The following is a 13,524-nucleotide window of genomic DNA, read 5'->3' on the forward strand; positions in this document are numbered from 1 at the left end:
CCGGCCCCGTGATAGTCAGAGAGATGACGACCGCCCGTCACATAATCAGCCTCCTCAAGAGCCACATAGACGGGGACGAGGACCGGTTTATGTCTACCGCCATGCAGCTCGCGGCCCATGAGGCCAGGCAGGGGCACGGCAAGCTGGCGGACGAGGTCAAGACGCTGATCGACGACGCGAAGGCCAAGGGGTCGTCGGTCGAACGGCGTCGCAGCCCAGTGCCGCTCGCGCAGCCCAAGGGCGAACTCGGCTCGCTCTTGACCGCCCGCTATCCGACCGAACGCTTGACCGATATGGTGATGCCCGAGCCACTGGAGACTCGGCTCGGCCGCGTGCTCCTGGAGCAGCGGCAACAGGAGCGTCTTCGGGAGCATGGGCTGCGGCCTCGGCGCAAGCTGTTGCTGATCGGCCCTCCCGGCGCGGGCAAGACGCTGACCGCGGCGACCTTGGCCGGAGAGCTGAAGCTACCCCTGCTGACGGTCGTATTGGATGGCCTCATCACCAAGTTCATGGGGGAGACCGCCGGCAAGCTGCGGCTGGTATTCGACGCTATGGCGAACACCAGAGGCGTCTACTTCTTCGACGAGTTCGACGCGATCGGGGCTAGGCGCGGCGAGCGGCAGGACGTGGGCGAGATCCGGCGCGTGCTCAATTCCTTCCTCCAATTCCTGGAACAGGACGACAGCCAGGGACTCGTCATCGCCGCAACGAACCATCCCGAGCTGCTCGACACGGCCCTGTTCCGCCGGTTCGACGACGTGATCGAATATGTCCTACCGGACATCTCCCTGATTGAGCGCCTGCTGCGGGCTCGGCTGGGCGACTTTGATACAGAGGGTCTCGGGTGGTCCGCCGTGGCCCGGTCCGCAGTGAACTTGTCCCATGCCGAGGTAATCCGAGCGGCCGAAGACGCGGCCAAGGCGGCGGTGCTGGCCGGCGGACGGCGAGTGACCGCGGATGCGCTAGGGGCGGCCATCGAGGAACGCCGGAGGGCGTCGATCGGCACATAGGCGATGGCCGCTCCGGACGAGTTCCCGCGGGAGTACCCGCACATCTTCATCGCGGGCGGCGGGATGGTCGAGGGCTACCGCCGCCGCAAGCAGAAGATCGATCCGCCATCGCTGCCGCGCCGTGACCGCGCCGCACATGCGGCCGCGCTGGAGGCTGCGATCGGTGCCGCCCTGGCGGGCGCACGCCGCCAGATGGGAGAACGAGACCTCACGCTCGTCACCGGCGTCCCCGGATACTACCTGGAGGTGGTGATCCCAGGGGGTGAACGCGGCGTCATCGATCAACTTGCGGATCGGCGACAGGGGATGGAGGTCGTGACCGTCAGCGATGGCGGGGCGGGCGGCCCCATTACGGCATCCGTTTTCGTGCCGGTTCGGGCCGAGAACTACTACCTCGGCAAGGTGCAGGCCTACCGCGACCAGGAGACCGACTCCGGGCGCCCGCGCAATGAGCCGCTGGTCACACGTATGGAGACGGTCCGGCTCGGTACGGCTCGATCATTGTTCACCGACGATGACACGCTGTTCCCTCGGGATCCCGCCGAGCGCGTCTGGTGGGAGGTCTGGCTGCGGGAGGGGCGTCGCAAGGCATTCGAACAGCTTGCGCGCGCGATGGACCTTGGACTGAAACGTCACGCGGTGAAGTTCCCGGAGAGGGAGGTGCTGCTGGTCCTGTCGGGAACCGGGGCCCTGGACCGCCTTGTGGCCCACAGCGACGTGGTGGCGGAGCTACGTCGGGCGAAGGATACGCCGGCCTTCTTCCTGGGGCTCGGCGGTGCGGAGCAGCGGGCGTGGACCGCCGAACTGCTCGGCCGGATCGTTCCACCAGACCCCGGTTCCCTCGTCGCCGTCTGCCTGCTCGACAGCGGCGTGCGGCGAGCGCACCCGCTCATCGAGCCGCACCTCGCAGTCACGGACTGGCACACGGTCGAACCAGGGTGGGGAGCGGACGACACGCCCGCATGGCAAGGGCACGGGACGCGGATGGCAGGTGTGGCCCTCTACGGCGACCTTGTCCCGATCCTTGCCGGCACCGAACCCATAGCGCCCCGATTTAGCCTAGAGAGCGTCCGCATCCTGCCACCGCGGGATACGCCTGCTTACGATCCGGAGTTGTACGGCGCGATCACCGGGGAGGCGATCGCGCGCGCGGAGATCGAGGCGCCCTTTCGGCGGCGTGTCGTGACCTGTGCGGTATCAAGCGCCTCCTCGTCGCGAGGGCGGCCATCATCGTGGTCGGCGGCAATCGACCAGCTCTGTTTTGAGGAGCCGGAACGGCGGCTCGTCATCTTGTCCGCCGGGAACATCGGCATCGACTTGATGCCCGTTGATCACCTCGCTCGCAACGACATCGAGCCGGTGGACGATCCCGCACAGGCATGGAACGCGCTGACCGTCGGCGCATTTACCGAGAAGGTCGACATCATCGACCCTTCGTTCGCCGGTTGGAGCGCCATGGCGCCCGCCGGCGAGCTCGCGCCGCGCAGCCGTACCTCCGTGACGTGGGGCGTAGAGTGGCCGATCAAGCCGGACGTCGTCTTCGAGGGCGGGAACCTGGCCCATGACGGTCGCCTACCCGGCGAGGACATCGACGACCTGCAGCTGCTGACAACACATTTCCGTCCTGAAGCCCGACACTTCACGACCCTAGGCGACACCAGTGCCGCCGCGGCGCTGGCGGCGAACATGGCTGCTTCGATCCTTGTGGAACGGCCCAGGCTGTGGCCGGAGACGGTGCGGGGGATCATTGTTCACTCGGCGCAGTGGACGCCGCCCATGCAGGCATGGGTCGACGCTTGCGGCGGCCGCAAGCGCCCTATCCACGCCCTGATGCGGAGATACGGCTACGGTGTGCCGGACCTAGACCGCGCGCTCCGCTCGGCTCGGAACGACCTCACCTTGTTGGTCGAGGATGAGCTTCAGCCGTTCCAACGGGAAGGTAGCGCGGCGCCGAAGACTCGCGACATGAAGCTGCACGCCCTGCCTTGGCCCCGCAGGGAGTTGGCCGCGATGGGGAATGTGCCGGTGGAGCTGCGGGCAACGCTGTCCTATTTCGTCGAACCGAACCCGGGGGAGCGTGGGTGGACGCGGCGCCACCGCTATGCGTCTCACGGACTGCGCTTTCGTATCAAGACAGCCACGGAGTCGCTCCCCGAGTTCCGTTCACGGATCAACCAGGCGGCTCGTGACGAGGAGGAAGAGACCGCCGCAGCATCGCAGGGCGGTGACGAATGGCTGCTCGGGAAGGCGCGCGATGTCGGCTCCGTTCACTCCGACCTGTGGCGGGGCACTGCAGCGGACCTCGCCGCAAGGGATGCGATCGGCGTCTATCCGGTCGGCGGATGGTGGAAGGAGAAGCCCTACCTCGAGCGCTTCGACGCCCTGGCTCGATACGCGCTGATAGTTACAATCAGAGCACCGGGCATCGATGTAGACATCTACACACCGGTAGCGGTGCAGGTGTCGATCGCCAATCAGGTGTAATGGCCCAATTGGCGCCGCATCCAAGTCTTGATCGAGGTGAACTCGAGATGGGTGCTGCGCCGTCGGCCATTCAAGCGTCAGGCGTCCGCTTACGTGCATCACCCGCTCCAGAGCAGACAGGCCGCTATCGGCCACACCCGGACATCGTGCCTCGCGTGAGGAACGTCCGCTTTGGCTGGACGCTCGCAGCAGCATATAAAAGGTGCTGAAGTTCGCTTACCTTCCGGAATGTCTTCATGCCGTCCATGTGCCGCAGGATGTTCCGACCTGGCTAGCCTCGCCAGCGGCCTGTAGGGGCCATGGAGCGGCTGTCACTGCTGATGGACCCACCTGTGCACCGGATCAGGCCTGGAACTGTCAGTGAGCCCCGCAGCCCGCCTCCGGGTGAAGGGAACGGGATCGAACGAAGCCTTCGGCTGCGAAGGTCCCGGGGGCTGGTCGGTCGTCGTCGGGGCCTTTCTCGTGCGCTCAGGGGGGCGCCTCGATGTTCGGGCGCCTGCCGATCTGCCTCAGGAGGAATGCCGGGATCGGTTGGGTATGGGCTCCGGCAGATGGTCCAGGGAAACGGTAGGAGATTGCCGCGAGGTTTTGCTTGACCTGACGCGTGCCCGCTACCTTCCGGGCTGTGTTCGGCGCCGCAGAAGGACTGATCGCCGTTCCCGGAGTGGCGGCCCGGGAGATGAGATCCTCTCTTGCTTTCAGGGCGGCCTCCACGGCGTGCCAGTATCGTCTGACAGTCCTCTCCCCGCGAATGGTCGGCACGACAGCGTCCAGCACGGCCGTCTGCGTCGGCCTCTGGCCATCAACAGCCAGTCGAAGTGCCGCGGCGATGATGGTCGCCTCGGTTCGGGCCGAACGGCCGGCGGCGGCGTGGCGCCGTCCCTCGTCGATGCGAAGCCTGGCGGCCGTCGCGGAAAACTTCGGCCTGCTCACCGGCACTTTGTATGTCCTCCAGGTCCACCGCGTGACCCGCGCAGCTCGCAGCAGCAGCACCGTCTCGACCCGCCGACTGTCCCCGGTCCTCGAGTACGCGGTCCTGCAGGCCTCGGCCGCAACCCGCAGCCCGAACGCTTCCTCCGACAGTCCGAGCGCCCTGGCCACCACAACGTCGTTGCGTGCCCACATGGCGAGCTGGCGGAAGCCGACGTTCGAGCCGGCGGAGACCTCCGGGTCCGGATGGTCGGCCACGACACGGGCCGCCGACCGGCCCCGGATCGCCAACGCACGCTGCCCGAGCTCGGCCATGGTGACGCTGGTGTCGACATGCCTCGCCAGCTCATCCAGATCGTATGGTTGCTCGGCCAGCACGCGGCGGCTCCAGAGCGGCGAGACAGCGTTCTTGTGCCGATGACTGTTCATCAGCCCGCCCGGGTCAGCCCCGAGGTCAAGAAGCGCCCCCGTCAGGCCGCGCAGGCCGCGGTGATATTTCCCAAGGAAACGCCGGTTCCTGGCCCCCTGAAGAGGCATGGAGTCATGCAACAGCCACAGGAGGTGTGGGTGCCAGACGTGCCCCGTCGCGTCCTCGTGGCCGACGACGATGTTCGGCAGCGGGACCCCAGCTGTCCGGCAGCCGGCCACAACCCCGGCCCAGGTCAGGACCCGGTCGAGCTCGATGCGGAGCACGCCGCACACGATCGAGTTGTCCTCCACATACGGCGCGTCCAGCGCCAAGAGCTTGCTGTCCGAAGCGTAGCTCTGCGATTTGTCGTCGCCGATCCGGAGCCCCTGCACGCGCCGCAGCTTGCTGACAAAACACTGGAGGATGGGATGGTCCGAGGACGGCAGACCCAGGCAAACGAACGGAGGGCGCTGGTAGCGGTCGTTCCGGCCGACCGGGCCACCGTGCCACTGGTATCCGACCTCGAGACGCCGCTGGATGAGCGTCCGCCTCGACCGCGACCGCGCACGGACCATCTCGAGCAGCGACGGGTCGATCGGGTCGGAGGACGGCTTCAGCTGGGGCCGACCTGCCCGATCGCGGTCGCAGCCCGGCGGCGATGCATTGAGCGGACGGGACATCGCGTCCGATCTGGCCCGCCTGTCCTCACGTTGCCTGGCACGCCGGCTGGACGCAGCGTCGGATTTTGCCATGTAGAGGACGGGATATCGCGCGAGCCACACGAAGTCGGCGGAACGCTCAGGCACAGCAGATCCAGCCGCTGATGCGGGGGCCGTGTTGCATCCGTTGCCGGATGCCAGATACGCGCTCATCAGCAGCTTCTCCCGAGCAGGAAAACCGGGGGCCGCCCCCGGGATCATCTGCCCTGAACCAAGCCTCTACCCGGGTCGGGCTTTTGACCTAGGGTCTCGACCGGTCATTCGGCCCTTTCTGTAAAAAAGAATGCCTTCTTCCTGTGCGCGCGGCAGACCGCCCCCTCCCTGAGGAGCCCGGGGTCATCCGGGAGCGCTTGACCTTGGCCTCTATCAGCTTCGCCTGATCACGCACCCTCATCCCAGGCACCGGTTGGACGTCAGGTCAGGGCTGGATGGCTCGAGCACCATGGTGGGCGGCTCTCCCTGCGGTATGGTCCGACTGACCGGAGCGGGTCGGCTGCTACCGTCGTGGCGTTGCCACTGCGAAGCATCTGGCCCAGCTGCCAGGGATGCGGAAACACGCCAGTCAGGCGTTCCGCGATCGTGGTTCCGTCGGCCGGCCGCTTTCAGGAGACGGCACAGCTTTCGCCGCCTGGCCAGAAAAGCGCTGCGAGGTCGCACGCTCGCCTGCAGGCTGGCTGTCATCGGCTGAACCGCAGCGTCACCGACTTATGCTTGAAGCCAGCGTTTACAGGGAGCAGGCAAGGGTGCTGGGCAAGTCGGGAAGCATGTGCTGCTGTGACAGCCCGAGCCAGGGCGGCAGCCGTGGCAGAGAAGCCAGGTGAAGATCGACCATGCGCATGCGCAGCAAGGCCACATGAAAGCCCCGCCTGCTCAGGTGCTGCAGCTTACAGCGGGCGACGTCACCGTCTTCCTGGGACCTTTATCGGCGCACGGCATGGGCGACCTCGGGTCGCTCGGGGTCCTGGACAAGCCGACCGAGACCAGCAACGACCGCCTGGCGATCAGGGCGATCGAGAGCCTGAAAAGCGATAGCTGGCAGATCGAGAAGCTGCAGAGCTGGATGGCACGGCCGGACATCGCGGTCGGCGCCAGTATCACGGTCCGGACGTCGGCACATCACGACGCCCACCACGTCGTCGAGACACTGCGCCACCACCTGCGGACGCACCGCCTGCGCGCGATCGTGGTCAGGAAACACGACCGGCACGCCGTGTCATCATCCCCCAAGCGAGGCGCAGCTGCGTCGGTCGCATTGGCCGCCGCCCCGGCCGCGGGATCTCCGCATGCGCTTGCGGCGGCCGCAGGTGGTTCGGCCCCGACGTCGTCCGGCAGTGGCGTGCAGGCGCATGGCGGGCCGGTCAGCATCGCCGGGTGGTCGACCGAGCAGCGCCTGCAGACCCTGTACGAGGACGCGCTGCCGCTGCTCGGCAAGGAGCTGCAGGCGCACCTCCGGGCGATGCTGACCGGCCCGGCGCTGGCCCAGACGATCGCGGTCATGGGCGTGATGGCCGGGGTGCAGGCGATCCCGGTGATCGGCGAGGCGCTGGACGCCGTGTTCGTCGGCTATGCATTTGCCTATGCCGGGTGGGACGGGCTGCGGGCGATCGTCAGGCTGACCAAGGCGATGCGGACCGCGGTCTATGCCGACAGCGCAGCCGGGATCGCCGACGCTGCGCCCGAGGCCGCAAAGGCGATGGTCGCCCTGGGCAGCGACTTCTTCGACATGGCGATGCTGCGCGCGGCCAAGCGGAACACCAGCGGCGGCGGTGCGGCAGCCGGCGGCGCCGCGGAAGACAAGGCCGCCGCGTCTGGTGTCAACGCCGATCGTGGGAAGGGGGTCGGCGGGTCCGGTAAGTCCGGCACGGAAGCTGGGACGGCTGCAGACCAGGCGACACCAAAGGCCGACACACCCGGCGGCCATACCAGCGAGGACGCCGCCACCGCCGAGTGCGTCGGTCACCCGGTCAACCCGGCGACTGGGGTGGTGTACACCGAGCAGACCGACTTCACCCTGCCGGGCCCCCTGCCGCTGGTATTCAAGCGGATCTGGGTCTCATCCTCGACGATCGCTGGTGAGCTCGGGCATGGCTGGCATCACAGCCTGGACATGGCCTTGATGCCGCGCGAGGACGGCCGGCAGACATTGCGGCTGGGCGACGGCCGCCTGCTGGTGTTCAACACGCCAGTGCCCGGAAGGCCCAGCTTCGACCCGGTCGAGCGCATCCAGCTCTGCGAAATGGACGGCGAGGTCGTGGCCGTCGACTACAGCGGCATCCGCTTCCGGTTTGGCCCTCCCATAAGTTTTGTGACCGGGATCCCGGCGATCCGGCACCTGGTGTCGAGCGCAGACGCGAACGGCAACACGATCACGCTGAAGCGCGACCGGTCTGGCCGCCTGCACGGTATCCGCGACAGCGCCGGGCGCGAGCTGCTGGTGCGACATGACGGGCTTGGCCACATCTTAGGCATCGACGCGCCGCATCCGGACGGCAACGGCCTGCTGAGCCTGATCGCCTTCGAGTATGACCGCGCCGGCGACATGACCGCCTCAAGCGATGCGGTCGGCAGTCGCTTCCGCTACGTCTACGAGCGCCATCTGCTGGTCGAGGAAGGCCGTCCGGCCGGGCTCACCTTCCACTTCCGCTGGGACAGCACCGCCCGGCGCACGGCCGCGCGCTGCATCGCCACCTGGGGCAGCGCGGTGCTGCAGGGGCTGTCGCTCTACGACCGCACGCTGGAGTATGACGACCGCGCGCGCCGCACCACCGTGCGCAGCCCGCGCGGCGCCATCTGGCAGTACGAGTGGAACGCCCAGGGCCGCGTGGTCGCGGTCGTCGACGCTCTCGGCCGCCGCGAGACCCGCCGCCTCTCGCCGGAAGGCCTGCCTCTCGGGGAAACCCGTGCGGATGGGGCTACGCGCAGCCGCGCTTATGACCGCTTCGGCCGGGTGGTCGAGACACGGGCGTTCGATGGTGCGCGCCGGGTGCTTCGATATTCGGAGCCCACACCGGACGGGCTGGTTATCGCCTTGCCGCTCGAGATCACCATGCCGACCGGGGCCAGCGAGCAGTTCGTCTGGGACGACCGGCTGAACCTCGCAGCCCACACCGATGCCGCCGGACGTACCCGTCGCTTCTTGCGCGACCCGCGCGGCCTGACGCTGGCGGTGCAAGATGCGCTCGGGCCGCTACGCCGCTTCGGCTGGTCCGAACGCGGCGAGCTCGCCTGGGAGGCCACCGGCGATGCGGCGCAGCGCACCCTGTTCAGCTACGACCCGCTCGGCCGCCTGAGCGAGAGCCGCCGAGGCATTGGGGCACCAACCCGCTACGTCAGCGACGCCGCTGGTCGGCTGCTGGAGATCCGGCGTCCCGACGGCGGCATCATCCGACTGACCCACGACGCGGAGGGCCATGTCACCAGTCACCGGGCGGCAACCGGCGCGATTACGCGTTGGAGCTATGGCGGCCTGCCCTTCCCGATCCAGCGGCTGAACCCGGACGGCAGCAGTCTGGGCTACCGCTACGACGCCGACCTCAACCTGATTGGGCTGACCAACCAGAAGGGCGAGCTCTACACGCTGGCCCACGACCTGGCCGACCAGCTGGTCGAGGAGACCGGGTTCGATGGCCGCCGACGAAGCTACCGCTATGACGCGGCCGGTTTCCTTGCGGCACACGACGATGCCGAGGCCCGCGGTGCCACATACGCACGAGACAAGCTTGGGCGGCTGCTGGAACGTCGACACAGCGACGGCCTCACCGACCGATACGTCTACGACCAGGCGGGTCGTCTGACGCACGCCGCCAACGACTGGGGCGAGATCGGCTTTGCCTACGGGCCGGATGGCGCGCTGCTGGAAGAAGCAAGCCCGGCCGGCACGGTCCGCCACCGCCACGACGCCCGCGGCCGTCGCGTCGCCACCACGCTCCCCGACGGGCGGGAAATCGAGACCGCTTACGATGCGCAGGACAACGTCGTCCGCATAGACTTCGACGGCCGCGTCGTGGCGTCGTTCGGTCGGGATGCGTTGGGCCGCGAGACCGAGCGTCATACCGGCGCCCTGACCACGGTGTCCGACTACGACCCGCAAGGCCGCCTCACCCGGCAGACGGCTCGAAGCGCCACCGCCCCGCCGGTGATCGAGCGGCAGTATCGGTGGGACAACGCCGATCGGCTGATCGAGACGCTGGACCTCGGGAGCGGCGTGCGGCGCTACCAGTATGATGCCAACGAGCGCCTGGTCGGCGTCGAGGGCGACCTGCCCGAACGCTTCGTGATCGACCCGGCCGGCAACATCCTGGGCGCCAGCAGCGACAGCGGCGCCGGCACCCCGGGTGTGGCCACGGGCGACCGTCTGCTGCTGCGCGGCGACCGCAAGTTCGAGTATGACGGTTGCGGCAACCGGGTGCGCGAGGTGCGCGGTGCCGGCGGCAATGCCGAGCGGCTGTATCGCTACCGCGCCGATAACCAGTTGGCCGAGGTCGAGGAGGGCGGCCGCCTCGGGCGGAGGCTGACGTCGTTCCGATACGACGCGCTCGGGCGACGGACGGTCAAGGAAAGCATCTCCTTGACGCCCGCGGCAACCAACGATGGTGCGGACGGAGCACCCGGAACCGCGACGCGGACCGACTTCGTCTGGTCCGCCAACCTGCTGGTCGCCGAGAGCACGACCGCCGACGATCCACTGGCGACGGTCTACCTGCATGAGCCGGGCAGCTTCCGGCCGCTGGTGCAGGTCCGGCGCACCGGGCGGGGCTTGCCGGGGACGCTCTTCCATTACCAACTCGACCGCCTGGGCACGCCGCAGGAGGTCACCAACGACGATGGCCGCATCGTCTGGCAGGCACGATCCAAAGCCTGGGGCGCGCTGGCAAGCGTGGCGGTTGATGAAGTGGCGCAGCCGATCCGCTTCCAGGGGCAATACGAGGATGCAGAGACGGGGCTATTCTACAACCGGTTCCGCTACTACGCGCCTGACGAAGGCTGCTACGTCCACCAGGACCCGATACGGCTTGCTGGCGGGCTGAACCTCTCTTCCTATGTTCCGGCGCCAAATAGTTGGATCGATCCGCTTGGGTTGGCGTGCGTGGGGCCGTGCGGGTTTGCGAGCCAGGACGAAGCAGCGCAGGCAGCGCTCGGCAAGGCAAATCCGATGTCCATACAGGATAATCTTGAATATGGTGGTCTGATACATCAGCATGATGCGACAGGAGAGTTCGGATATAGCGGCCCGCTTCAGGGAACAGATCAAGGCGTCAATCCCTGGGATGCCGGTAATCCACCGAATACATCGGTCGTCGGCGACTATCACACCCATGGTGATTATTCGACATTTGACGCGGCGTCGGGGCAAGCAGTCCGAACGAGCGACCCGGCCCTGGACGACTTCAACAGCGACAATTTCTCGAGCCAGGATTATCAGGGCATTCGATCCGACGCCGCTGGAAGCCCCGGGTACAAGGGTTACCTGGGTACGCCCAGCGGGACCTTCAAAGTGTTCGACCCGGCAACCGGGAACGTCGGCATCCTGGGGCCATGATCGCGGCCATCAAGATCCTCGCAGCGGTTTCAATCGTGATGATGGCAGCCTATGCCTACGGAGAAGGAACGAGGATGAATGCTATCGCAGCTATCGCCGGGAAATATCTGGAACCGATTCAGATCGCAGTTCCTGAATTCCAGAAGCATGGATACGACATCGCCGACTATGACATCCAGCTGATATCGGACGGCTCGAACGTCGTTGTTCTTTTCAAGAAAGCCGGGACTCCAGCTGGGTTCAGGGGGTCGCCACGCGGTTTTCCGGGCTTCGAGGTGGAACTGGAAGCGGCAACCGGAAAGATCGTGAGAGCGAACTTCGTCCGCTGATCGCTCTCTGCCATCTGGCGCGTCCGGATGCCTCACGATCCAGCCGATAGACTGGTGCGCGAGAGCAACGCTCCCCGGGCGTCAGGCTGCACGCCTTGTCCGCCACCACGGCCAGCTTCGCGGCGGCGGGAGCGCCCCGGCCGATCGAGACATCCATGCCCTTGAGGGGCGCATAGGCAACCAGGTCCGTCCCGTAGGTTCGCTCCGCGTTACCGAGCTCGGCCAGGTAGGCGGCGAGCGTACCGCTGTCGATCGGTGCCTCCAAAGGCGGCACCACGGTCGTGAAGCCGAACCAGGACAGCACGCCGAGGTCGCACGCCGCCTGCTGGCGGGCCTCCGTCATCGGCACCACCTGGTTGACCCACTGTGGGGCGAAATCAAGGAACGGCCCGACCTTGGCCACGGGCGCCGGGCGCACCGCGGCAAGCACCTCGACGTAGAACGGAACGCTGGCGCTGCTGCCGCCCTGGGTGACCTGGACCCTGCCGTGGTAGTTGCCGGGCAGTGTAGTGGCCGGGACGTTGAAGGCGACGATGATGCCCCGCGGAAGCCGTGGGTTCATCGCGATGGTGGCGATGTCGCCGCGGAGCATCCCGTTGTCGAACTTGAGCCCCTGACTGGACGCGTCGACGCGGCGCCAGCGCCACATGTTCCACCATGCCTGCGCTTCGATCGGACTCTTGGCGCCCCATGCGACGGTGGCGGACGCGCTGGCGGCGGACGGCGACGTGACGTTGATGGTCAGGTATCCGAAGCCGCCCGGCGCGGTGGTGACCGCCGTTCCGGAGGCGTCGGAGCGCACGGCGGTGAGTGCGGTCGCGTTCGGCGCCGTCGGCGGTCCCGACACGACCGGCCAATCGCTTGCGAACGCCAGCGCGCGCTGCGCCTGCACGAGACCGGCGGCGGTCGGCGCCGGGCCCCTCGGTTCGGCGACCATCGCAGCCAGGTAAAGCGCTGCGGCCGGGTAGCCAGCCAGGGAGATGCGCAGCATGCCCCCGGTCACGGTGACGTCGGTCGTCAGCATCCCGCCGCGCTGCGCGCTCACCGTGAAGAACGGTGCCTGCGTGGGGTCTGCCTCGATCGCCCGCCCGGCCACGTAGCCCTGCGAGACCCACTGGTCCCAGGTCAGGGTCTGGTAGGTGACGACGGCGCCGTTGACCTCGATGCGCCGCTGCAGCAATGGGGGCTTGTTCTGCCAGTTCCCGGCATCCTCGGTCCACATCGTCAGGTGGTAGGAGCCGTTGGCCAGCGGGGTGTCGAATTCGGTCGTCATGATGCCGTTCGTCGGTATGGGCTCGTGGCCCGGGTTCTGGATCGCCACCCCCTTCGTCACGCGGGGGTCAGTCGCCAGCACCTGCTGGAACCCATACAGCGGGGCGGCCGCGGCTGGACCGAAGTACCAGGCGATGTCACCCCTGGGGAGCGTCGGCGCGTCCGTGATGGTCACGCCTGTCACGTTCACGTCGGCGACCCCGGTGAAGGCGATGGCCTGGGCGAGGGTCGCCATGTTGAGGCGGCGCCCGGACGGGGTCGCCAGCAGCCCGATGCGGGCAGTGAAGTCGAACGGACCTGCCGGAAGGACCCGCCCGTCGTCGACACGATCGGCGTATGCCGGGTCGGCGTAGTCGTCCACGCGGAGGATCACCCGCTGCGCAGTGCTGGTCGTGTTGTCGCCGACGACATGCAGCGACGCGAGGACAGGCAGTGTCTTGCCCGCCAGGGGCCGCAACCACCAGAGGATCTGGTCGCGTCGATCGTCCGAGCTAGGCACGGCATTCGCTAAGCAACACGTGCCGACCGAAAGGATCCGTCGGCTGCGGCCGTCCCGCGGGCAAGCATAAGACCTTCCAGATCCTGTTCACCTCGATGAGCTTGGGGACATCCTGCCCCAGACTCATCAACCACCGACGCATTCACGCCGCTTCTTCATGCAGTGTCCTCAACGCCAGCGTTTGACGCCGATGAAGTCCGTCCAGTGCAATTGCGCTGGATGAGCGATCGATCAGCGCCCGCCTGCGGTCAACGCAGGCCCGGGTGATCGTCCCATCCGACGTGGAGAAACGCGGACGACGAGAGTCACGTCGGTCATCGGATGCTTCGCTAG

At 67.4% G+C, this 13,524-nt stretch carries 6 protein-coding genes; 4 read left to right on the forward strand and 2 right to left on the reverse strand.

All coding sequences use genetic code 11. The annotated features are described in order from the left end of the window. Positions 1-23 precede the first annotated feature (23 nt). Positions 24-1,010 carry an AAA family ATPase gene (locus tag ACOEQ2_RS01355; protein WP_419729600.1) on the forward strand — a complete coding sequence of 329 codons (987 nt, stop codon included), beginning with the start codon at positions 24-26 and terminating at the stop codon, positions 1,008-1,010. A gap of 3 nt (positions 1,011-1,013) precedes the next feature. After that, the gene (locus ACOEQ2_RS01360) at positions 1,014-3,494 is read left to right on the forward strand and encodes a S8 family peptidase (protein WP_419729601.1); all 2,481 of its coding nucleotides are present in this window, start codon (positions 1,014-1,016) and stop codon (positions 3,492-3,494) included. A gap of 468 nt (positions 3,495-3,962) precedes the next feature. On the opposite strand, the gene ACOEQ2_RS01365 is transcribed toward ACOEQ2_RS01360, so the two are convergent. Continuing rightward, complete coding sequence (locus ACOEQ2_RS01365) at positions 3,963-5,513, reverse strand: hypothetical protein (protein ID WP_419729602.1); 1,551 nt, start codon at positions 5,511-5,513, stop codon at positions 3,963-3,965. A gap of 856 nt (positions 5,514-6,369) precedes the next feature. Between ACOEQ2_RS01365 and ACOEQ2_RS01370 the strand changes: the two genes are divergently transcribed. Further along, positions 6,370-11,091 (forward strand): DUF6531 domain-containing protein, encoded by a 4,722-nt coding sequence (locus tag ACOEQ2_RS01370; protein WP_419729603.1) that lies wholly within the window; start codon positions 6,370-6,372, stop codon positions 11,089-11,091. Then, the gene (locus tag ACOEQ2_RS01375) at positions 11,088-11,420 is read left to right on the forward strand and encodes a hypothetical protein (RefSeq protein WP_419729604.1); all 333 of its coding nucleotides are present in this window, start codon (positions 11,088-11,090) and stop codon (positions 11,418-11,420) included. Before ACOEQ2_RS01370 ends, ACOEQ2_RS01375 begins: the two co-directional genes overlap by 4 nt. Here ACOEQ2_RS01375 and ACOEQ2_RS01380 read toward each other — a convergent pair. Further along, the gene (locus ACOEQ2_RS01380; RefSeq protein WP_419729605.1) at positions 11,332-13,191 is read right to left on the reverse strand and encodes a hypothetical protein; all 1,860 of its coding nucleotides are present in this window, start codon (positions 13,189-13,191) and stop codon (positions 11,332-11,334) included. The genes ACOEQ2_RS01375 and ACOEQ2_RS01380 overlap by 89 nt on opposite strands. Between the last annotated feature and the right edge of the window lie 333 nt (positions 13,192-13,524).

It is taken from the genome of Lichenicola sp. (assembly GCF_965198575.1).
GTDB lineage: Bacteria > Pseudomonadota > Alphaproteobacteria > Acetobacterales > Acetobacteraceae > Lichenicola.